The following is a 20,413-nucleotide window of genomic DNA, read 5'->3' as shown; positions in this document are numbered from 1 at the left end:
GAAATTCAGGACAGCATCAATATACCATCATGGCGGGGGTCTCCTGCTTCCTTTTTCTTTGCTATGCATGGTCCAAGAAAAAACCACCTTTACCTCAGGTCCCAGTTCTTCTTTTATCATCTTTCCATGGGCAATCATAGGAGATACCACAGGAGCCATATATGGAATCAGCTGGGGATAATAAATCTCAATTAAATCGTTGACGCTGGGACAGCAGGTGGTGATGATATTCTCCATCTCCCCCTCTTCTAAAAGCCTTGCATATTCCGCTGTTACAACAGCCGCTCCCTCCGAAGTCTCCCGGACGTCCTCAAATCCCAGCTTCCGAAGCGCCCCGTTTACCTGGCCGATAGTCTTATAGCTTAGCAAGCCCATATAAGACGGGGCCAGGGAGATGACCGTCCGGAGCCTGCGTCAATAAAGCCCTTTACCAGTTCTAAATCACTTACCAGGGTTTTAGCCGACTGGGGACAGACCTGCATGCATTTTCCGCATAAAATGCACTTATCCGGCATAATTTCAGCCCGCTCATCCCGAATCATGACTGCCTTGACTTCGCAGTTACGAATACACTTATAGCAATGCTTGCATTTAGTAGCCTTGAAATCAATGATTCCCATGATTACAGCCTCCCCATGATTTCTTTGTCAAAAAACTCCTTTGTATCTTCTGGTTTTAAAGAGTATAATTGACCCTCCACGGTCACACAAACGCCATTTACGCAGTCACCGCAGCAAAAGGAACCGTTTAAGTCCACCTTATCCTCCAGGCGGTTCTCTTTCACAAGGGTCTGCAGCTGGGCGATGATTTCTCTGGAACCCTTTAAATGGCATGCGCTCCCTATACAAATTGTTACTCTCATGAATATTCTCCCTCCAATTAAATACCTTGCATTTGATTGCCCTTTTTAAATATTATCGCATATCGTTATATTTTTATCAATAATTTTTTTATCGGTTTCCTGTTCTTTTTCAAATACAGGAAATAATTGTCTCTGCAATCTCCTGCTTCTCTGCGTCAATCAGGCCATATGTATGAAACCGCAGCTTTGAAAGCCGCCGGAAGGCCGGCAAAGGCAAGAGTCATGGAAGGATTCATGCTATCCCCGGTTCCAAGACCTCTTGCCTGTGCCTTTCGTTCCTATTTGCCCGCGATCTTTGTAATAGAAGCTGTAATCAGCCGTTTAAACAAAGGTGCAACCCGGTCTGCTGTCTCCTGTACCTCTCCATGGCTTAAAGGCTGATCCGTAATGCCGCAGGCATATTGGTGATGCAGGAAATACCGCAAACCTTCATTCCCATGTGGTTTGCAGCTACCGCTTCACAGGCTGTGCTCATTCCCACAGCATCAGCTCCCAGAATGCGGCACATCTGTACCTCTGCCGGAGACTCATAAGCCGGGCCGGAAAGCTGCATGTAAATACCTTCCCTAAGACTGATCTCTTCTTCTCCTGCTGCCCCTCTGATGATCTGCTGCAGCTCTTTGCTGTAAACATCACTCATGTCCGGAAATCTGGGCCCCAGCTCTTCTAAATTAGCCCCGATTAACGGAGATGGAACAAAGCTTGCAATATGATCCCTTAAGAGCATGAAATCTCCTGGCTTAAACTCCTTATTTACACCGCCGCAGGCATTGGTCAGAAACAGGACCTTTGCTCCCAAAAGGCCCATCAGCCTGGCCGGAAGCACTACATCCGTCATTGGGTACCCCTCATAGAAATGTACCCGCCCCTGCATGATGACAACCGGAACCTCGTTTACATATCCGAATACAAACCTTCCTTTATGTCCTGCCACCGTTGATACCGGAAATCCTTCAATGTCCTTATAATCAATGGATGCCTCCACCTTTATCTCCTCTGCATATTCCCCAAGGCCAGACCCCAGGATCAGAGCTATTTCCGGGACAAAGTCAGTTTTCTCCCGTACACTTTCCAAACAATTCTTAAGCTTTTCATATACTTCATTCATATACCTTTTTCTCCTTTCATTGTTACCGTCCACGTCTTTCGGACATACAGGTATACCCCCAGGGTGTTTCATTGTTACCGTCCACACTTTTGGGGCATTCAGGGATACCCGCAGGGTGTTTCACACTCCTGTCAGACTTGATAGACATAGGTATATACAGTATACCACATCTCCTCATATATCTGTATCTATATTTTGACAAATATGGGGGAATAATGATATACTGAAGGTGTTCGTACTAACCCGGAAGGATCCCTGACGGCGAAGGCGAGGAGAATACGTAAACCGGAAATCCCATGCCTGTTGGTGTGGGATTTTTCGATAATCGTAAAAAAAAGACCATGACAGGTACGGACAGAAAGCGAGGATCATTATGAAAAAAAGTATTATCAGTTTTAACGGCTTTTGCCGTAACGGCTGCCCTTCTCTCCGGCTGTGCAAAGGGCGGCACCGAAAATACCCAGGCAGCCTCTGCCTCAGAAAAGGAAACCGCCTCTGAGACAGCAGAAGAAACGTCTGAAGCCCAAAAACCTGCCGACAGCTATACCTTAAAAATCGGTTCCCTGAAAGGGCCTACCTCCATGGGCCTTGTAAAGCTGATGGACCAGTCTGAAAAAGGCGATGCAAAAGGCTCCTATGATTTTACCATGGTGACTGCTGCCGATGAACTCCTTGGAAAAATTGTAAACAAGGAATTGGATGTCGCACTTGTACCCGCCAATATGGCCTCTATCATTTATAACAAAACCAATCATGAGGTGACCGTCCTGGATATTAACACCCTGGGTGTTCTCTACGGGGTATCTGCCGATGATTCCATCAAAACAGCTGCAGACTTAAAGGGAAAGACCGTTTACTTAACCGGCAAGGGAACCACACCGGACTATGCCCTTCAGCATGTGCTTAAAGCCAACGGCTTAACCACTGACGACGTAACCCTGGAATATAAATCCGAAGCCGCTGAGGTCGCTTCGATCCTGAAGGAAAAGCCTGATGCAGTGGGTCTTCTTCCACAGCCCTTTGTAACAGCAGCCATGCTCAGAATGACGCCCTTAAAATGGTTCTTGACCTGACAAAGGAATGGGATTCCACAGCCGGTGAAAGCGGCGGCAGCCTTGTGACCGGAGTTACCATCTGCCGCAATGACGTGATCAAAGACCACCAGGAATCCATTGCTGCCTTTATGGCGGAGCATAAGGAATCCGCTGAATTTTCCAATGCCAATGTAACCGAAACCGCGGCTCTGGTAGCTGCTGCCGGAATTATTGAGAAAGCCCCTGTTGCTGAAAAAGCCATCCCATACTGCAGCATCACCTATGTGGACGGAGACCAGATGAAGTCCCTGTTAAGCGGTTATTTAAAGGTTCTTTTCGATATGGAGCCGTCTTCCGTGGGCGGAACGCTGCCAGCCGATGATTTCTACTATATGCCGTAATTAAGGCAAAGCTTTATAAGGAGATTCCCATTATGAAACCAACAGCTCTCCCGGTTAAAAAGGCCGGTATCATCTTTCTCTGGCTTCTGGCATGGCAGGCAGCAAGCATGTTCGTGCACAACAGCATCATACTGGTAGGCCCTTTGGAGGTAATCCAGGCTTTATGGATTCAGGCAGCCATGTCCGGCTTCTGGAAAACCATTGCCCTCTCCTTTGGAAAGATAAGCCTTGGATTCCTCCTGGCTTTTGTGACAGGAATCCTGGCCGGGGGAGCTGCATGGCGTTTCCCCCTTTTGAAGGACTTGCTGGAACCGCTTATGTCCCTGATCAAGTCGGTTCCGGTGGCTTCTTTTGTCATACTGGCCTGATCTGGGTAGGTTCTGAGAATTTGTCCGTTTTTATTGCCTTTCTTGTGGTATTCCCCATTATTTACATAAATACCATGGCAGGATTTAAGAGTACTGATCCAAAACTTTTGGAAATGGCCCGGGTTTTCCATATGCAAGGCAAAAAGAAGCTCTTTTATATTTACCGCCCCGCCCTTCTCCCCTACCTTATAAGCGGCTGCAGGGTGGCTTTGGGCATGGGCTGGAAATCCGGAGTCGCTGCAGAGGTGATCGGAGTCCCAAACCATTCCATCGGCGAAAAGCTCTATATGGCAAAAATTTATTTAAGTACTGCAGACCTTTTTGCCTGGACCCTGGTCATTATCGTGATCAGCGCCCTTTTCGAAAAATTCTTTTTATGGCTTTTAAGCCTTGCAGATGCCGGCTTGAAATCCCATAAAAAAACAGGAGGTATGACCCATGGAATTAAAGGTGAATCATCTGTCCAAATCCTTTGGAAGTCTTAAAGTGTTCATGCAGGTAAAGCTTTCCCTTCATTCCGGCCAGATCTGCTGTCTTATGGGGCCCTCAGGATCTGGAAAAACCACATTCTTACGTATCCTTCTGGGACTTGAGCAGGCTGACTCCGGCTCCATTGAAGGGCTTCAAGGCACAAGAGCCTCCGCCGTGTTTCAGGAGAACCGTCTGTGCGAGTCATTTACTCCGGTCGACAACATTACCATGGTAATTCCCGGCCGTTCCTCCCAAAGCAGAAAACAGGCCAGAGAGGAGCTTTAAGGCTTCTTCCGGAAGAAGCCTTATCCCGCCCCGTATCCACCTTAAGCGGCGGAATGAAGCGCCGTGTCGCCATTGTAAGAGCCTTGTCGGTCCCTTGCGGCATGGTCTTAATGGACGAACCCTTTACCGGTCTTGATGAGAACACAAAACGGACCGTAATCCAATATATCAAAGAAAAAAACCCGTGACAAGCTGGTCATCATAAGCACCCACCAGGAGGAGGATGTGGCTCTCCTTAACGGCATCCTTATGAAACTATAAAAACAGGGGCTAAAGCAGACATTTCCGCTTTAGCCCCTGTTTTTTGATATCATATTCCAGCTTTATTTCAGTTTCAAGGTATCCAGAGCTGCCTCAATCTGGCCTTCTACCGCGCTGTCCGGTGATTCAACCGTTCCTGCCGCACTGATATATTTCTTTGTAGCAGCATTGTAGGAACCGGAAATTGCATAGTAGCGGACCCCATCCTGAGAAGTCTTATACCGGATCGCATAACGGAAGGTCTGGCTTCCGTCGCTGCCGTTTTCTACATTATAACGGACAAATTCCATATCCTCACCACGGCTGACTAATTCCTTGTACTCTTCCATGGTATCCGGATAGACCTCTCTGGCTCCGTCAGCCTCATCGCCTTCTACATAAGTAACTTCCAGAATATCGCTGCCATTGGAAGAGGTGAATGCCACTGCGCTTTCATCTCCGTCGTCCTCAATGGTCCAGCCCTGGGGCGGTGTAATCTGATATTTTCCGGATTTGGAAGTAAAGACACCGGAAGACAGGATTCCTGCATCAGAAGCAGTCGTTTCCGTAGTTTCGGCGTTTCCATCTTCCTCACTGTCAGAATCATCCTCACCTAATGTAGTTTCATCTGTACCTGCTGATTCATCTCCTGTTACTTTCGTCTCAGCGGCACTGACTTCTGTAGGATTATCCTGTGAGGACTTCCCATTATCTTTTGATCCACAGGCCGTAGCCGCCATCATGACTGCCATGCGATTGCAATTACTGCCAGCATTTTGTTTTTTTCTCATTTTAATCACTCCTCATCATCAATCTTATTCCTGGTGACGATGAGGATTATAACATTATCTGAATCAAATGTATAGGGGATTAAAGGAACTGAAAGAATCACCAAAAATTCTTAATAATTATATAGAGAAGCAGCCGGGCGTTCCAGCTCCAGCAATTTCACCTTTATGTCCATGCCTCCGCCATATCCCACCAGGCTTCCATTGGCTCCGATCACCCGGTGGCAGGGAATGATGACAGGTATGGGATTTCGGTTATTTGCCATTCCCACAGCACGGCATCCTTTGGGATTATGAATCTGAACTGCAATATCCTTATAGCTTTTCGTTTCTCCATAGGGAATTGTTAAAAGTGCGTCCCATACCTTTTTTTGAAATTCCGTTCCTTCCGGCTTAAGAGGCAGATCAAAGGTCTTTCTCTTTCCAATCATATATTCTTCCAATTGACTGATGGTTTTTTCAATCAGCCCGGTTCGTTTTTTTATGGCTTCCTTAGGCTCTGATCTTCCAAAATCTATACTTAGAAGCGCTTCATCATTACATAATAAGGTAAGAGGTCCTATTTTGCTTTCATAAACTTCCCAGTACTTCATTCTAAATCCTTCTTTCTGTTGTGAGCTGTACCACGTTTTCATCTGGATCCATTATATCATAAGGAAGATAAAGAGACGACCTCTTCTTTTTTTAACCGACACAAGCAGCGATAGCCGCTATTCGGTTATGAGCAAGCAGGGTCGCGGATTGCGAATATCTGCTTGACTATTCCAGAGCTAAAAAAAGCAAACTTTCTGTTTCTTCAAATATTCCTCATAATTCTTTTAGTTTTTTTATGAAATGTTTATGGCTTAGTCAAACTTCCGTCATATTTTCCGCGTATACTAATTATTGAAAAGGAACCCCACCCTTTTAACATTGACTTTTTATTTTTCATACTCAACCGGCAGGAACATGATATGTACCTGCCGGTTCCTCCCATTTCAGGGGTATTTTTCCCTTAAAAACCGCATAAATACAGGCTTTATAACGAATTTGAAATTTTTTTTCTAAAATATTATTGACAAAATGATATCCATCATATATAATAACTCTTGCGTTGCGGAAAAGCAACTAAGAGAAAGACAAAAAAATACTTTCACTATCGGGGTGTGGCTCAGCTTGGCTAGAGTACCTGGTTTGGGACCAGGGGGTCGCAGGTTCGAATCCTGTCACCCCGATTTAAGAGAAAAACCGTCAATGGTAGTTTTAGTTTCTCTTGCCTTTTGCGGGTGTAGTTCAATGGTAGAACACTAGCCTTCCAAGCTAGATACGTGGGTTCGATTCCCATCACCCGCTTTTGAGTCTGTAGCTCAGTTGGATAGAGCAACGGCCTTCTAAGCCGTGGGTCGGGGGTTCGAATCCCTTCAGGCTCGTTTCACATCTCTGACCAAGATGTGAAAATTTTATGGTGGGTATGGCGAAGTTGGTTATCGCGCCAGATTGTGGCTCTGGAGGCCCAGGGTTCGAATCCCTGTACTCACCTTTCCCTTCCTAGGGAATTTTTTTTATCACAAGTTTTATTGGCTATCGCCAAGCGGTAAGGCACAGGACTTTGACTCCTGCACTCGTTGGTTCGAATCCAACTAGCCCAGTATGGGATACTAGCTCAGGTGGTAGAGCACTTGACTTTTAATCAAGTTGTCCGGGGTTCGAGTCCCCGGTGTCTCATGAATGCATCGGAAAAGACCGGGAAATCAGATGATTCTCCCGGTCTTTTGCTTTGTCTGTTTTACCGATATGAGGATCTTTCTCACCAGCCTCACATAAGACCTGTTAGGAAATCTCCCCTCATAACTATCACATAATGAATATTCTATCTCCTATTACTATCTCAGTACGGTTTCTGAATCCAGTTTTCCTTGAATGCTGATGCGGATTCAGGATCCTTTTTTCTCTAATTCCAGATTTATTCAATATTTCCCTTTGCACATACCCCTTTACAATACCCATCGGCTGCTTGCAGTCAATGCTGCCTGCTCCTCTCCCACTCCCCGCTTTATATAACTCAAGCTTATAAGGCCTTATATGCCGCTTCTGCCCTCCAATCCCCTGTCTTCATTACCTTGTAGCCATGCAGCCATATGGACGCTCTAAAAGCGATTAACGGACGTTTCCTTCTATACTTATATAGGTCTAATAATCTTCCTGAACAACTTGGTTTTAGGGTTTAAACAAGAAAGGTTTCCGGAAAAAAAAGGAGTACTTCATAGGCAGCTGTGAAAAAAAGGGATGTACGAACTTTATCCCTCCCCAAGCAGATCACTGGCATTTGGCAGCCTTTAAAGAAATAAACCGGAAGGCAGTACTCAGGGAACATATGAAAGCAACTGTCAAACACAGGATAACGAGACAAGCAACTAACAGGCAGATAAATATATAAAAGTAATATAATGATTGTTTATCTGTTTTTAAATAATTATAATAGAATCCACAGCACTTGTTACACATCTCCTCTCTAATTTGTACATAAAAAGAGAGGACAGGCCAATAGATCACAAATACAATATATGTGAAAGGATTGATTTTATGGAATGGATTGAGGGATTAAATAAGTCAATGAACTATATTGAGGAGCATTTAACGGAAGAGATAGACTATGAACAAGCTGCAAAATTAGCCTGCTGTTCTACTTATCATTTTCAAAGAATGTTCGCATATATGGCAAATCTGCCTTTATCTGAATATATCAGGCGCAGGCGCATGTCCCTGGCCGCGGTTGATCTGCAGAATGGGGATAATAAAATTATTGATGTTGCGCTTAAATACGGTTATAATTCTCCAACCGCTTTTAACCGGGCTTTCCAGAACATACATGGAATCGCACCATCCTTCTAAAAGAAAGCGGTGCATCCATAAAATCATATCCGCCCATTAGTTTTAAAATAACAATAAAAGGAGTGGAGGAATTGAACTATCGGATAGAAAAAAAAGAATCGTTCCGGATTGCAGGTACGGTACAACCCTTACACCGTGAAATTGAAAAGAATTTTGAAATCGTACCTCAAATGTGGTACAAGGCTGCTGTTGACGGAACACTCCCTAAATTAGCCGCTATGATAGATGGATCCCTGCGGGAATATTAGGGGTCAGCGTCTGCAATGACTTGGAAGAATGGCGGTACTTTATCGCCGCTGTCAGTACAAAAGAAATTGATGATACATTGGAGGAATATGTTGTTCCCCCTTTCACATGGGCTATATTTTCCGGAGAAGGCCAATGCCCCCAAGCAATACAAGAACTGGAGAAGCGAATTGTCACCGAATGGCTTCCCACTTCTGGATACGAATATGATAATGGACCGGATATTGAGGTCTATTTAAATCCTGACCCTCAAAATGCAAGATTTGAAGTGTGGATACCCGTTATTAAAAAAAATAATCAGGAGGGCATCTTGGATAGGACAAATGAAAACTTTAATGTTTTTCTTAAAGCAGTAGACGATCGTTATAAAGATTTCGTTATAGAAATAAATGATTACCTTACACAAAATAATTGTAAATGTGAAATCAAGCCTGCAAAAAATGGAGTAATCGCTTCTTATAAACTTGAGACTACAAAAAAAGTCTTAGCAACTTTTGTGTTTCGGAAAACAGGAATGAGATTACGAATATATCCGGAGCACGTAAAAGCTTATGAAACCTTTTTAAATACTTTACCGGAGATAATGAAAAAAAGAAATAAAAAAAGCATCTGTGTGTAAGCGGTTAATAAATCCGGAGGAATGCAACTCTAAATGTCTCATGGGATATGACTTCCTTTTAGATGAGGAACATCATCAAAAATGTCGTTACATGGCGTTCATGCCTGCACTAAGTGAAGAAACCACCCCTTATATCAAAGCATTTCTAGAAAAAGAGCTGAACGCATAATAACTGCATGTAACAGCGGCCAATCATTCAAAGGGCATAACTGCTATGGAGGTATTCCAAAAAGCAGGCTCTGGGCGAAATGGCCGCTGATTTCATGACATTGTGCTGCACTCTCCTTTGTTTTCACCGCTTACCGGAATTTAATATGCTTCCAGATTGTCACACATTTTCATTAACACTTTACAGAATACGGCTATTTCTTCTTCTGGAATATGGTCGCAGATAAGTTCTTCAAACTGCTGAAATACTTTTCTTACCTCTTCGGCTTCAGCAACCCCTTTTTCTGTAAGACTGATCAGAACGGAACGTCTGCAGTCCGGATTATTTTCCCTGAGAAGGAACCCCATATCCTGCAGTTTGTCTATATTTCTTGACATGGTGGCCGCATCGAAAAGGCATCGGTCTGCCAGCTCTTTTTGGGTGACATGGTCCTTTTGTAAAAGATGATATAAGACCCTGGCATGTCCCTGCCCAGGCGTCAATCCGATATTTGACAGAAGCGGGGAAACAATCTGTTTTCTGGCCTTTTCTTCACGAACCAATAGCTCTCTCACATTATGTCGCTTCATATATTTTTCATCCCTTTCCCTTCGCTGAAGGCACAAATAAGTCATAAAACAGGTTGTGCCCTATTCTAATTCAAACTGTCCTGTATGCAGTTGATAATATTTCCCTTTTTCCTGCAGCAATTCGTCATGGCTGCCCCGCTCAATAATCTCTCCTTTTTCAAGAACCAAAATGGCGTCTGAGTTTCTTACGGTGGAAAGCCTGTGGGCAATGACAAATACCGTCCGGTCTTTCATAAGGGCATCCATACCTTTTTCAATGAGTTTTTCCGTTCGTGTGTCAATGGAGCTGGTGGCTTCATCCATGACAAGAACAGGCGGCTGTGATATGGCAGCCCTGGCAATGGCGATCAGCTGCCTCTGTCCCTGTGATAAATTGCTGCCGTCACTTTCTAACATAGTATCATATCCTTTTGGAAGACGCCTTATAAAGGAATCCGCATTTGCGATTTTTGCGGCGGCCAGGATATCTTCATGGGAAGCATTCAGCCTTCCATACCGGATATTATCGGCAATGCTTCCGGTAAATAAGTGGGTTTCCTGAATGACCAGAGAGATGGAACGCCTTAAATCATCCTTTTTTATATTTCGGATATCGATTCCATCATAGGTTATGGTTCCTCCATTTAATTCATAAAATCGGTTGATCAGGTTGATGATGGTCGTCTTGCCCGCGCCGGTAGAACCGACGAATGCGATCTTCTGACCTGGCGTGGCATACAGGCTGATGCCGTTTAAAATAGTGTTTCCGCCTGTATAACCGAAAATCACATCGTGGAATCGGACGTCGCCCTTTAAAGGGACCAGAAGATATCCGCGGTCCCGGTCAGGAACCTTCCAGGCAAACGAACCGGTATAAACATCCGTTTCCTTAAGGCTCCCATCTGCCTCCTGCACCACCCTCTTTAAGGTGACGGTTCCTTCATCGCATTCAGGCTCTTCCTCCATCATATTAAAAATCTTTTCTGCACTGGCCAGCGCCACCATAAGAAAATTGATCTGCATGGTAAACTGGTTCATGGGCATGGCACTCTGCCTGACATAAACCAGATAGGAGGCCAGAGTACCCATATTAATCAGTCCGGAAAGAGCAAACAGTCCGCCCACACAGGCAGAAATGGCATAATTAATGTAAGAAAGAGAAACAATCGTAGGAACGGTAATGCCTGTATAGGTTGCAGCCATTGTAGAGGAAATCCTCAATTTCTCATTCAGTTCACAAAATTTTTTAAGGTCCTGTTTTTCATGGCGGAAAATCTTTTCTACTTTCTGCCCTTCCACCATTTCCTCTACATAACCATTAATATTTCCCAGATTTTTCTGCTGCTCTGCAAAATACTTTTTGCTGAGCTTTCCATTGTGACGAATATATATCAACATAATCAGAAGAAAAAAATACAACGATTAATGACAGCTTCCAGTCCAGGAGAATTAACATGATAATGGTACCTGCGGAAGTGATAAAGCTCTGGATCAGTAATGTGAAGCTGTTGTTGAGCGCTTCCGAGATGGTGTCCACATCATTTGTAAAATGGCTCATCAGATCCCCGTGTGTATGGGTATCAAAAAATTCCAAAGGCAGCTTCTGGGTATGGCGGAATAAGTCTATCCTTATCTCACTGACCACCTGCTGGGAAACGTGGACCATCATTCGGTTATAAAGCAGACAGGAAATGCTCCCGCCAGATAGATCAGCCCCATGATAAAAATCATTCTCACAAGACCGGGTATATTTCCCGGCAGAATATATTCGTTTATGACTGGTTTCAGCAAATAGGTTCCCATGATTCCCGAAAATGCACTGATGATTACCAGAATCGCTATGAACAGCATGGAAAACTTGTAATGGCCGATGTATCTCAAAAGCTTTACCATGGCTTTTTTTGTGTCTTGGGGTTTTACATGTCCGGTATTCTTCATAAGGACTGGCCGCCTCCTTTCTGCTGTGAAAATAAATATCCTGATATATTTCATTATCGGCCAGAAGCTGTTCATGGGTTCCAATGGCATTTATTTTTCCGTCATCAAGAATAATGATCTGGTCGGCATCCATGATAGAGGAGATCCGCTGGCTGATAATGATCTTTGTCATTCCAGGAAGGGATTTTTCCAGGCCCTCTTTTATTTTTGCTTCTGTCTCGGTGTCAAGGGCGCTTGTGGAATCATCCAGAATAAGCACCTTTGGCGCTTTTTAATATGGCTCTTGCAATGCAAAGCCGCTGTTTCTGTCCCCCTGAGACATTAACACCTCCCTGCCCCAGCTCCGTATCATATCCATGGTCCAGGCGGTCAATGAATTCGTCCACACAGGCAATGCTGCATGCTCTTTCTATTTCTTCATCCGTTGCATCCTCTTTTCCCCAGTAAAGATTTTCCTTCACCGAGCCGGAAAAAAAGGGTATTTTTCTGTAACACCATGGCAATGGAATCCCTTAAATGGTCCTGGGTATATTCGTATATGGGATGGCCGTCGATGATAATATTACCGCTTATCACCTCATAGAGTCTTGGAATCAGCTGCACCAGGGTACTTTTTGCAGCACCTGTCTGACCAATGATTCCAACAGTCTCACCAGTGCCAATCTCAAAGGAAATATCGGAAAGCACATATTCCTTTGCATCTTCCTTGTATTTGAAATATACGTTTTCAAACCGGATCCGCCCTTCCTTGATGGAGATATCCTTTGCCCGGTCATCATTGATGGTCGGTTCCTCATCTAAGACTTCTGAAATCCTCTTCCATGAGGTTAAGGACCGGGTAAACAAAAGAAACACATTGGAAAACATCATAAGGGAATTAAGCACCTGCAGCACATAGCTAAGAAAGCTGGTCAGTGCGCCTACCTTCATGTTTCCGATCATAACCAGGTTTCCGCCGAACCACAGGATACTTAATATGGTCCCGTACATGACAAACTGTAAGGCAGGCATATTTAAGGCCGCCAGGGAAAAGGACCTTTCAGAGGAATTCTGTAAATTCATGTTTCCCTCTTTAAATTTACTTATCTCATAATCACCCCGGACATAAGCCTTTACTACACGGATGGCAATCAAATTCTCCTGAATGATCCGGTTCACAAGATCAACGGCTCCCTGCATTTTTGAATACAAGGGTCTTACGTTTTTGATGATTGTGAATAAAATAACGGCCAATACAGGGGCCGCAATTAAAAATACCACAGCCAGTTCGGCATTCAGCCGAAAAGAAACGATCAATGCCGTCATCATCATCACCGGAGAACGGAAACCTGGACGCATTCCGTTTGTAATGGAATTCTGGATTGTGGTAATATCACTTGTAAGCCTTGTTACCAGAGAAGGGGTGCTGAACCGGTCCGTGTTAGCGAAAGAATAAGTCTGCATTTTCTGAAACTCAGCCATTCGGATCTGGGCCCCCACACCATTTCCGCAGATCGCGGTATACCGGGCGCATGCATGGCCCAGAAAAAGAGAGAGAACGGCAAAGAATACCATTTGAAATCCCTTTAGAAATATGTAATTTCTATCACCGTTTGCAACTCCCACATCAATGATATCAGCCATAATCATGGGGATAACTAATTCGAAAATGGTTTCAGCCTCAATAAAGATGATTGCAAGAATAAATTCTTTTTTATATTTTTTTGCATAGTGAAATAAATTTTTCATATCAGGCTCCCGTATTAGTTGCTTTAGTAACTGTTGCATTTACAATAGTTGCGCACATAACTATTATATCCTGATTCATCGAATTGTCAATGGATTATAAAGTATTTGTCCATCATAAGAAAAATGCCTTATCCGGAATATGTGTAATTTGCGGGACAAGGTAAAGAGGTTGATAGACCTAATTCTCTACCAACCTCTTATGCACTGATTTTATTTTGTTCTGTATTATTGAATCTATTCCAGCCAATTGGAAATTCTCAATCCACTTCGCTGCCTGATCAGGTTAAATACTGGAAAACTGCCGAAACAGACTGGCCACATTCACCTGGCCATATCCCCATAAGTTATTTGGATAGGTGTATGAGCTGCCCCGCACCCCACTCCTCATCATCAGCCGGCTGACATTGACTCCGTTCATCGTGCTGTAATTTCCCCTGACAATGGCCCACTCAAAAACCATGGAAATAATGCCGGCTGTATGGGCAGCGGCAGCTCCTGATCCTGTTACAGAACCATATCCGCCTCCGGGAACCGCACAGGTCAGCTGGTAACCGGGAGCTGCAATATCCGGCTTTACGAGGCCCATTCTTGTATAACCTCTGCTTGATTCGCCAAGTATTGAGTTATTAAGCTGATTGAAAGCAGTCACAGTCAGCTGGCGATTGCCGTTTCCAGGTGCTGTGATGGTGGTATCTGGAGAGGAGTTAATAAAATAGGTCTGTTCAGATATAAGCCGTCTGAAGGAAGCCAGGCATGATAGGCTAAGCTCATTTTCAATGCTTCTGATCCGAATACGCCAAATTCCGGGAATAGTGTTCTGAAAACGCACCAGGATCATCTGGTCTCCTGTCTCCTCTTCAAAAATATAATTGTTGACATAAAGGGTAGTAGGAGTAAAAACAAAGTTGAATATTCTGCAATCACCGATTGCAGGATAAACCTGCTGTGTGGATTCCCTGTTAGGTGAGGAAATGTCAATGGAAACCCGTCCTAGAGAATGTGACCAGATTTCCATGCCAAACATTTTATCATTTTCCCCTATTCTCAATTCAAAATCATTGTAATAAGGCTCTGATGTAGTGGAATTAAAATAATGCCTTTGGCTGTTTCCCTCATTACCGGCAGAGACGGATGTACCGATACCCGGCTGCAATACCAAGTCATTTAGGTAACCGCTTAAGGGACTTCTCCCATCATGGCCTCCCTGGCTGCTGCCAACGGCGAAACAGGTAACCACAGGGCGGTTAAACCTTTCCTGAATGGTAAGGGAATAACGAAATCCAAGCATAAGATCAGATTCCTGAAAGCATAAAGCATCATCGGGAACAAAATAAAAACTCTTTAGATTCTGTTTTGCTTCCTTTAGTTTTACAATTACCAGATCAGACTGGGGAGCTACTCCACTAAAGGCCTCCCGTACGTTGGGGGTACCAGCGCTCACGCTTGCAATGGCTGTTCCGTGTCCGTTGGTGTCTGTTGATGGTACAACGGATAGGGGGTCTTCAGAATTCAATGCGGCATTGATTGTCTCCCGGCTGTATTCCGTACCAAAGGTAAACGTATCAGGTGGAGTTCCCTCCTGCTGAGTCTGGTCCCATATGGTGAGGATACGGGTGGAACCGTCGCTGTTGCGGAAGGCAGGATGCTGATAATCAATACCTGTGTCAATGACTACAACGATTACGCCCTGTCCAAACAGGGCTAAGGCAGGATTCCGCTGCACCTCCCCAACACCGGTCTGTTCGAGATTGACCGTAGAATTGAGAGTAAACAAGGACGGAAAGGTGTGAACGGGGTACCTTGCCAATTCACAAATGTCTATGTCAGCAATCGGGATATGCAGCAGGGAATGCCGGTTGTTTAAATAGGTAATGCTATCATTGCTGGGAGTTGAAATTACTGGGTTAGTAAAGATTAAATCAAAATAATTGTTATCCAAAATTTTTTTCACAGTTAAATCTCCTTACGATTACTGACAGCAGCAATCATGCAATAGACAAAATGAAATTGGCTGTCTAAAATTGGAGTATCCCGATATCGATGCCGGGCTGATATGCATATTAAATGTTATGCAGAAAGGGAAAGAATATGAGGCTGGGCCAGAACCATTTACCATCAGAATCCAGATACCAGCTATCCTGTAGCCCAGATTCTGGTAGAGTTTAAACAGGTAGTAATGAAAACCGAAAAACAGAAACCTGTAATTCATTGGTGACATCAAAAAAATCCATTGATGGCATTAAAATGGTAAGATTATAGTGATACTATTTACATTTTTTTTCGTGAAAAGTAAGAGATCAATATTGCCTATGTTAACTCATGGCCTCATGGCAAATATTCTGCAACCTGTATATAGCAGTATACAACTGTCTTCATGTTGACAGGCAAAAAAAATAGCGGAAACCTTGTAAATAAAGGCTTCCGCTACAAATAAAAAAAGCGCGAGACGGGACTCGAACCCGCGACCCCGACCTTGGCAAGGTAACTTCCTTATTATATGTAGTATACCTTAGTTACTTTATTTTCTTTAAGAAAAACTTTAAGCAATTTTATACTTTCCTGCTCGGAAAACCGAGCAGGCTACTTATCATGCAAATGGTAATTGGTACACAATACAAAAGACTATTACGGCGGCTAAATACCGAGGGCTGAGTGTAACACCGGCCCCGTTGCTTAATTTATCTTTGTCTTGTCTTCAACATGCCCTTTAATCAGCTTCACAATAGGCATAAGAAACGAAGGAATATCCACGCCGATATCAATAAGATTTTCAAGAGTTGATATTACCTCATTGCAAATCAACCAGGTTTTACGGGCTGTTCCTTTACAAATATTCGTTACCTGTAGCTTTTTTTTGTGGGCTCTGCCCACACCCGACCTCTAGAATTATTAGGAAAAAATCGGGCATATTATAATTACCGAGGGAATAAGGAAATAAATGGGCCGGTCAGACAGTTTGTCACAACTGTCTGACCGGTTTTCCTTTATAGATATTCATTCAATCGTTCTGGATAAAACAGCATCAACTGGCTGAGTACCAAGTCTCAATTCCGGTACCGCTGCGTCCATTTCTTTTTAGCATTTCATCACTCATAATATGATTTCTTTCTACATGTATCATTTTAATTCCCTTATTTCTCAAATATAGTTAATTATGATAATATTCGACTTGGTGTATATATATTAACTACAGCTACTCCAGTATTAATTAATTGTGGACCTGTATCAAATCCCCTTAATGCAGCAACTGCCTCAGCCATACCCAAATAGCCCATTGTAAATGGATTTTGTACCAATGTAGCTTTTATAGTATTATCTTTTATCATTTCCTGAATTATCTCTGTGATATCAAATCCAATACCGATAATATTTATATCATTTTCTCTCAAAGCATACCCCATCCCTAACGTAGATCCTTCATTCGTTGAAAAAACACCAACAAGATTGGGATTGTCTCTTATATATTTTTCCGTTGCTTGTTTTGCTAACTCTGGGTCACCATTCGTGTATATTGTTTCTAATATTTGATATCTGACAAACGGTTTAAAATAATCGCGAAATCCCATTTCCCGATTTACAGTCGTTCTGCTTTCAGGAGTTACCCCAATGATTCCTATTGAACCATTTGTGACACCAATCTCCTCTAATTCGTAAAACATATTTTCTCCAGCTATCTTACCAGCTGTATAATTATCTGTAGCTAAGGTTATGACTGCTTCTTCCAACGCTGGTGCATCAACATAAATGATTTTTACACCCTTTGCTTTCGCTTCTTCAACTGCCATTGAAATCTTTAAAGGATCACTCGCCGCTAACATTATTGCATCTGCTCCTGCTGCTACGGCATTATTAAATATTTGAATTTGTTTATTTACATCTCTCGTTAAGGGGGCGTCCCATTCATATGTAACACCTAACATAGAAGCCATTTCTCTAGCACCATTATCCATAACCGTCCAAAATTGATCACTTTTATCCATGGTTATTAAATAAATTTTATAGTTCTCATTTACTGTATGGTTCATTTCTACAACATCTCCTATATTAATAATTAATTTTAATGTTGGTCTAATTACATTCACACCTAGTACTGAAATTCAGGCTTTACAACGAGTGTTCTGATACATCACCGACTTCCATAAAGAAGATATACTGTTATTAACATAATTATAGGCTGTAACAGTGGAGTATTTATCCAGGTAAATAAAATATCTGATTCTATTCCCGTATCTAAAATTCCGCTAAAGTTGTAACACTTCTAATTCTTGAAATAAAATTCGAATCTATAGCAGAAGATGCTTTAATACTCATATAACCGGCATAACTTATACACGGATATTCAATTATATGCGAGGGAATTTCTTAATATCACTTCATTAAAATAGCAATTTTAAACGGAATTTATTTCCTTTGGCTTGTCGAACTAACGTTTGTATGATCATTTTATGAGGTTATTAATATGTTAGGACTATGTGGGCTTGCGCCAGACGTAAATAGGTGTCCGCATTACATTAGATAGGAAAACATAAGGGAGCATTTGCGAACACTTTTTTAAGTTATTTTACAGTTTGTCTTAAGTTTAATATTGCCGTATACTGGATATGTAACAAACTTCCAATATAATGCAGGGGCTATAAGAACAGCTTTCAATGCGTCCCAGGTATGCCGGTCACATCGTAATGGCAAATCACCCGATCCAAGGCTTGCGTCAACACATTAAAGTCTAAATATGGGGATTCAAAACTACTCACATTCTTAAAATAATCATAATATAATACAATAGATAATCACTTTTAATATTATCAATTAATGTATTCAATTCCTGAATGACGAGGGTCCCTATATGAACCAGATAAGTAAATTCGATTACGATATAAGTTATTGCGAAAAGAAACAAGCAAAACCAACCCGAACTGAGTTAAAATGCGGAAGCCCCGGTTTTGTTGCGTTTCCTCTTTTGGCCGTTGCAGACACAACCGTAACACTTGCACCATTGTCAATAGATGCTTCTGAATTTGAGCATCCCAGCATCTTACTTTCATTTACTGCAAATGTACATGCAAACATTTTGGAAAATTTTAGATTTCAAATTTTTAGACAGTGTTTAGATCAGCCTACACCAATTCCAGTCGGTGCAATTTATTATCATTCTAAAATTGATGCTATATTAGATACTGATTCCATAAATTTTACTGTATGTGACAATGATTTTTGTAAAAATAGTATTTGTACTTATTTTGTCGTAATTACTGGTATTACTATTGCAGTTTTTACATCGTATATAAGCAATGCCACACTCAGCGCCATTATTAGTGACAATAGCTATGACTGTTAAACTTTTAATTCTGTCAGTCCAGAATACCTCAATGCCCCGTTATCGTCCGGCGTGAGTGTCACCGGCTCCATTGCCATCTTCCCGTCTTGATCAGGATAGTACCACTTGCCGCCGGACTCCTGTAAGCCTTCGCCATGGCCCTATCAGCTCCCAGGTAATACCATTCGCCCTTATACTTGTACCATGTGCTCGTGACCATAATACCGGCTGCATTGAACCAGTACCACTTCCCGTCAGTATCCAAATACCATGCATCACGGATAGGCTCTCCTGTATTACCGAGGTAGAATCTCCACCCGTCCGGCTCCTGATAGCTTTTCTGGTTCAGGAACAGTCTGTGCATCGTCCCGTATGTATCTTCGCACACATACAAAGGCCCTTGCGCCAGCCTCCATGAGCGAATGAAGCGTAACGGCTCTTACAGTATGCCACTATATCCTTGTAGGACGGCCTGCCGCTGCCGTGGCCGCAGATAATTCCGTTACCGCAGTACATTTCCATGTGGCCAATCTTAAGCGGTCTACTGGCATCTGTTCCGGCAAACTCTAACATATCCCCTTTACGCAGGAGTGATATATTCGGGATTCCTGCGGCGATATCAGCATCAATGGTAGTCAGTATATCCCGGCTGTATTAAGGTTCCCGAAGCCATGCTCGGCCTCCTGATAGCTGTAGCATATAGAACTGCTACAATCGCTGTAATAATTACCGTCTGAATACTTCTTGAAACAATAATCTCGTAGTGTCTGGTTATATAAGTTCCTGCCTATGAGTGTGGCGTACTTGTCACATACCCCTGTCTTTTCTGTTCTGCTGTCATGCTGATTCCTCCGATCTATAAGAAAAGGCCCAGGATTATCCCGGGCCCAAAAGTTTTGATGTTACAACTTTGTTGTGACGATCGCAACAGAATCATGTGTTATCCGGCAGCTCGTCCGTGTACTGAGAAAGAAACTTTTTAATAACCTCCCACAGATGCTTCACGGGCAGGCCACACAGAGTCATGTTTTTAAGTATACTTACCAGTTCATAAGCTATGTACAGGAGTCCGAAGAACTCGGCCACACCAATACCAGAGACCGGTAGATATGCTCTGACTGCTTCGTCAATCTGCCGGCATAAACCAGATCAGAGCGGTTCCAGTCCGGTTCCCCAGACAATCCGATTTGTGTAATACTGCCGTTTAATTTTAGGATCGCTTCGATGGAATCAAAAGAAGCGGGTCCTTTCTGAAATTTGATGGTCCCTCCTGTTTCTCTAAGATTTACACCTGCAGCGACCAAATCAAAGACCTGATCGCCAAATTTGATTTTTTTCAATACTCATAAGATTCCTTTCCGCCCGGTTTGGGCATAAAAATAAGCCCCAAAAGGGACTGGTTTACAAGTTTCTTTTCTTCACT

Annotated in this window: 21 protein-coding genes, 6 tRNA genes and 4 pseudogenes; 15 read left to right on the top strand and 16 right to left on the bottom strand. The window is 43.0% G+C overall.

The features are described from left to right. Positions 1-27 precede the first annotated feature (27 nt). From JCM10519_RS28950 to JCM10519_RS10975, 3 genes are read right to left on the bottom strand one after another with little or no spacing between them, the layout of a single operon-like run. A complete protein-coding gene (locus JCM10519_RS28950; protein ID WP_347843869.1) occupies positions 28-375 on the bottom strand; it encodes a [Fe-Fe] hydrogenase large subunit C-terminal domain-containing protein in 348 nt (115 codons plus the stop codon). Next, positions 363-620: a 4Fe-4S dicluster domain-containing protein gene (locus JCM10519_RS28945; protein ID WP_347843868.1), complete on the bottom strand. Its 258-nt coding sequence runs from the start codon at positions 618-620 to the stop codon at positions 363-365. The genes JCM10519_RS28950 and JCM10519_RS28945 overlap by 13 nt, the downstream gene beginning before the upstream one ends. Positions 621-622: 2 nt before the next feature. After that, on the bottom strand, positions 623-862 hold the full coding sequence (locus tag JCM10519_RS10975) for an NAD(P)H-dependent oxidoreductase subunit E (RefSeq protein WP_054739152.1): 240 nt from the start codon (positions 860-862) through the stop codon (positions 623-625). A 168-nt stretch (positions 863-1,030) separates the two neighbouring features. Here JCM10519_RS10975 and JCM10519_RS28940 point away from each other — a divergent pair, with 168 nt between their 5' ends. Further along, positions 1,031-1,243, top strand: coding sequence for a hypothetical protein (locus JCM10519_RS28940; protein ID WP_347844010.1), 213 nt, complete (start codon positions 1,031-1,033; stop codon positions 1,241-1,243). On the opposite strand, the pseudogene JCM10519_RS10970 reads toward JCM10519_RS28940, so the two are convergent. Then, positions 1,141-1,970: pseudogene (locus tag JCM10519_RS10970) on the bottom strand (purine-nucleoside phosphorylase). The gene JCM10519_RS28940 and the pseudogene JCM10519_RS10970 overlap by 103 nt on opposite strands. Before the next feature lie 581 nt (positions 1,971-2,551). Between JCM10519_RS10970 and JCM10519_RS28935 the strand changes: the two are divergent. The 6 genes from JCM10519_RS28935 to JCM10519_RS28915 are packed head-to-tail and all read left to right on the top strand — an operon-like array spanning position 2,552 to position 4,717. After that, positions 2,552-3,043: an ABC transporter substrate-binding protein gene (locus tag JCM10519_RS28935; protein WP_347843867.1), complete on the top strand. Its 492-nt coding sequence runs from the start codon at positions 2,552-2,554 to the stop codon at positions 3,041-3,043. Beyond that, complete coding sequence (locus JCM10519_RS28930) at positions 3,028-3,405, top strand: hypothetical protein (RefSeq protein WP_347843866.1); 378 nt, start codon at positions 3,028-3,030, stop codon at positions 3,403-3,405. Before JCM10519_RS28935 ends, JCM10519_RS28930 begins: the two co-directional genes overlap by 16 nt. A 32-nt stretch (positions 3,406-3,437) precedes the next feature. Beyond that, positions 3,438-3,773 (top strand): hypothetical protein, encoded by a 336-nt coding sequence (locus tag JCM10519_RS28925; RefSeq protein ID WP_347843865.1) that lies wholly within the window; start codon positions 3,438-3,440, stop codon positions 3,771-3,773. Further along, positions 3,683-4,258 (top strand): ABC transporter permease subunit, encoded by a 576-nt coding sequence (locus tag JCM10519_RS10960; protein WP_347843864.1) that lies wholly within the window; start codon positions 3,683-3,685, stop codon positions 4,256-4,258. The genes JCM10519_RS28925 and JCM10519_RS10960 overlap by 91 nt, the downstream gene beginning before the upstream one ends. Beyond that, positions 4,212-4,529, top strand: coding sequence for an ATP-binding cassette domain-containing protein (locus JCM10519_RS28920; protein WP_347843863.1), 318 nt, complete (start codon positions 4,212-4,214; stop codon positions 4,527-4,529). Before JCM10519_RS10960 ends, JCM10519_RS28920 begins: the two co-directional genes overlap by 47 nt. Next, positions 4,439-4,717, top strand: a complete 279-nt coding sequence (locus JCM10519_RS28915; RefSeq protein ID WP_347843862.1) for an ATP-binding cassette domain-containing protein — start codon at positions 4,439-4,441, stop codon at positions 4,715-4,717. Before JCM10519_RS28920 ends, JCM10519_RS28915 begins: the two co-directional genes overlap by 91 nt. Positions 4,718-4,852: 135 nt before the next feature. On the opposite strand, the gene JCM10519_RS10950 is transcribed toward JCM10519_RS28915, so the two are convergent. Both JCM10519_RS10950 and JCM10519_RS10945 read right to left on the bottom strand, forming a co-directional pair. Continuing rightward, on the bottom strand, positions 4,853-5,560 hold the full coding sequence (locus JCM10519_RS10950) for a hypothetical protein (protein ID WP_054739150.1): 708 nt from the start codon (positions 5,558-5,560) through the stop codon (positions 4,853-4,855). 110 nt (positions 5,561-5,670) lie between these two features. After that, on the bottom strand, positions 5,671-6,150 hold the full coding sequence (locus JCM10519_RS10945) for a methylated-DNA--[protein]-cysteine S-methyltransferase (protein WP_054739148.1): 480 nt from the start codon (positions 6,148-6,150) through the stop codon (positions 5,671-5,673). A gap of 546 nt (positions 6,151-6,696) precedes the next feature. Between JCM10519_RS10945 and JCM10519_RS10940 the strand changes: the two genes are divergently transcribed. From JCM10519_RS10940 to JCM10519_RS10910, 7 genes and pseudogenes are all read left to right on the top strand, one after another. After that, positions 6,697-6,771 (top strand) — tRNA-Pro (locus JCM10519_RS10940). Positions 6,772-6,818: 47 nt separating this feature from the next. Next, positions 6,819-6,889, top strand: a tRNA-Gly gene (locus tag JCM10519_RS10935). Positions 6,890-6,892: 3 nt separating this feature from the next. Continuing rightward, a tRNA-Arg gene (locus JCM10519_RS10930) sits at positions 6,893-6,966 on the top strand. A 34-nt stretch (positions 6,967-7,000) separates the two neighbouring features. Further along, a tRNA-His gene (locus tag JCM10519_RS10925) sits at positions 7,001-7,076 on the top strand. A 37-nt stretch (positions 7,077-7,113) separates the two neighbouring features. Continuing rightward, a tRNA-Gln gene (locus tag JCM10519_RS10920) sits at positions 7,114-7,185 on the top strand. A gap of 3 nt (positions 7,186-7,188) precedes the next feature. Then, positions 7,189-7,261 (top strand) — tRNA-Lys (locus JCM10519_RS10915). 858 nt (positions 7,262-8,119) lie between these two features. After that, positions 8,120-8,966, top strand: a pseudogene (locus tag JCM10519_RS10910) (AraC family transcriptional regulator); the annotation flags it as partial. Positions 8,967-9,602: 636 nt separating this feature from the next. Here JCM10519_RS10910 and JCM10519_RS10900 read toward each other — a convergent pair. The 6 genes and pseudogenes from JCM10519_RS10900 to JCM10519_RS10875 form a co-directional block, all read right to left on the bottom strand. Continuing rightward, complete coding sequence (locus tag JCM10519_RS10900) at positions 9,603-10,031, bottom strand: MarR family transcriptional regulator (RefSeq protein ID WP_054739446.1); 429 nt, start codon at positions 10,029-10,031, stop codon at positions 9,603-9,605. Positions 10,032-10,091: 60 nt separating this feature from the next. Continuing rightward, positions 10,092-11,948: pseudogene (locus tag JCM10519_RS10895) on the bottom strand (ABC transporter ATP-binding protein). 4 nt (positions 11,949-11,952) lie between these two features. Continuing rightward, positions 11,953-13,676 (bottom strand): annotated as a pseudogene (locus JCM10519_RS10890) (ABC transporter ATP-binding protein); the annotation flags it as partial. Positions 13,677-13,959: 283 nt separating this feature from the next. Further along, positions 13,960-15,627 (bottom strand): S8 family serine peptidase, encoded by a 1,668-nt coding sequence (locus JCM10519_RS10885; RefSeq protein WP_054739146.1) that lies wholly within the window; start codon positions 15,625-15,627, stop codon positions 13,960-13,962. 722 nt (positions 15,628-16,349) lie between these two features. Then, entirely contained in the window at positions 16,350-16,547 is a 198-nt protein-coding gene (locus JCM10519_RS10880) for a phage holin family protein (RefSeq protein ID WP_054739143.1), read from the bottom strand. 281 nt (positions 16,548-16,828) lie between these two features. Further along, a complete protein-coding gene (locus tag JCM10519_RS10875) occupies positions 16,829-17,701 on the bottom strand; it encodes a substrate-binding domain-containing protein (protein ID WP_054739137.1) in 873 nt (290 codons plus the stop codon). 818 nt (positions 17,702-18,519) lie between these two features. Between JCM10519_RS10875 and JCM10519_RS10870 the strand changes: the two genes are divergently transcribed. Beyond that, positions 18,520-19,011 (top strand): DUF4489 domain-containing protein, encoded by a 492-nt coding sequence (locus JCM10519_RS10870; protein WP_054739135.1) that lies wholly within the window; start codon positions 18,520-18,522, stop codon positions 19,009-19,011. A gap of 58 nt (positions 19,012-19,069) precedes the next feature. Here JCM10519_RS10870 and JCM10519_RS28910 read toward each other — a convergent pair whose 3' ends face one another. The 4 genes from JCM10519_RS28910 to JCM10519_RS10860 form a co-directional block, all read right to left on the bottom strand. Continuing rightward, positions 19,070-19,354 (bottom strand): hypothetical protein, encoded by a 285-nt coding sequence (locus JCM10519_RS28910; RefSeq protein WP_347843861.1) that lies wholly within the window; start codon positions 19,352-19,354, stop codon positions 19,070-19,072. Then, positions 19,336-19,563, bottom strand: coding sequence for a hypothetical protein (locus JCM10519_RS28905; protein WP_347843860.1), 228 nt, complete (start codon positions 19,561-19,563; stop codon positions 19,336-19,338). Before JCM10519_RS28905 ends, JCM10519_RS28910 begins: the two co-directional genes overlap by 19 nt. 360 nt (positions 19,564-19,923) lie before the next feature. After that, entirely contained in the window at positions 19,924-20,076 is a 153-nt protein-coding gene (locus JCM10519_RS28900; RefSeq protein WP_347843859.1) for a phage holin family protein, read from the bottom strand. Continuing rightward, a complete protein-coding gene (locus JCM10519_RS10860) occupies positions 20,046-20,330 on the bottom strand; it encodes a hypothetical protein (protein ID WP_054739133.1) in 285 nt (94 codons plus the stop codon). Before JCM10519_RS10860 ends, JCM10519_RS28900 begins: the two co-directional genes overlap by 31 nt. Positions 20,331-20,413 lie beyond the last annotated feature (83 nt).

Source organism: Clostridium sp. NkU-1, assembly GCA_001312405.1.
This window is presented reverse-complemented; position numbering and strand designations above follow the sequence as displayed.

Coding starts and splice junctions, on each gene's coding strand:
- JCM10519_RS28930 (WP_347843866.1), top strand. CDS start 3,028: ATGGTTCTTGACCTGACAAAGGAATGGGATTCCACAGCCGGTGAAAGC.
- JCM10519_RS10875 (WP_054739137.1), bottom strand. CDS start 17,701: ATGAACCATACAGTAAATGAGAACTATAAAATTTATTTAATAACCATG.
- JCM10519_RS28925 (WP_347843865.1), top strand. CDS start 3,438: ATGAAACCAACAGCTCTCCCGGTTAAAAAGGCCGGTATCATCTTTCTC.
- JCM10519_RS10960 (WP_347843864.1), top strand. CDS start 3,683: ATGGCGTTTCCCCCTTTTGAAGGACTTGCTGGAACCGCTTATGTCCCT.
- JCM10519_RS10950 (WP_054739150.1), bottom strand. CDS start 5,560: ATGAGAAAAAAACAAAATGCTGGCAGTAATTGCAATCGCATGGCAGTC.
- JCM10519_RS10900 (WP_054739446.1), bottom strand. CDS start 10,031: ATGAAGCGACATAATGTGAGAGAGCTATTGGTTCGTGAAGAAAAGGCC.
- JCM10519_RS28950 (WP_347843869.1), bottom strand. CDS start 375: ATGGGCTTGCTAAGCTATAAGACTATCGGCCAGGTAAACGGGGCGCTT.
- JCM10519_RS10870 (WP_054739135.1), top strand. CDS start 18,520: ATGAACCAGATAAGTAAATTCGATTACGATATAAGTTATTGCGAAAAG.
- JCM10519_RS28905 (WP_347843860.1), bottom strand. CDS start 19,563: ATGTTAGAGTTTGCCGGAACAGATGCCAGTAGACCGCTTAAGATTGGC.
- JCM10519_RS10975 (WP_054739152.1), bottom strand. CDS start 862: ATGAGAGTAACAATTTGTATAGGGAGCGCATGCCATTTAAAGGGTTCC.
- JCM10519_RS28935 (WP_347843867.1), top strand. CDS start 2,552: ATGGGCCTTGTAAAGCTGATGGACCAGTCTGAAAAAGGCGATGCAAAA.
- JCM10519_RS10945 (WP_054739148.1), bottom strand. CDS start 6,150: ATGAAGTACTGGGAAGTTTATGAAAGCAAAATAGGACCTCTTACCTTA.
- JCM10519_RS28945 (WP_347843868.1), bottom strand. CDS start 620: ATGGGAATCATTGATTTCAAGGCTACTAAATGCAAGCATTGCTATAAG.
- JCM10519_RS28910 (WP_347843861.1), bottom strand. CDS start 19,354: ATGCACAGACTGTTCCTGAACCAGAAAAGCTATCAGGAGCCGGACGGG.
- JCM10519_RS28920 (WP_347843863.1), top strand. CDS start 4,212: ATGGAATTAAAGGTGAATCATCTGTCCAAATCCTTTGGAAGTCTTAAA.
- JCM10519_RS28940 (WP_347844010.1), top strand. CDS start 1,031: ATGTATGAAACCGCAGCTTTGAAAGCCGCCGGAAGGCCGGCAAAGGCA.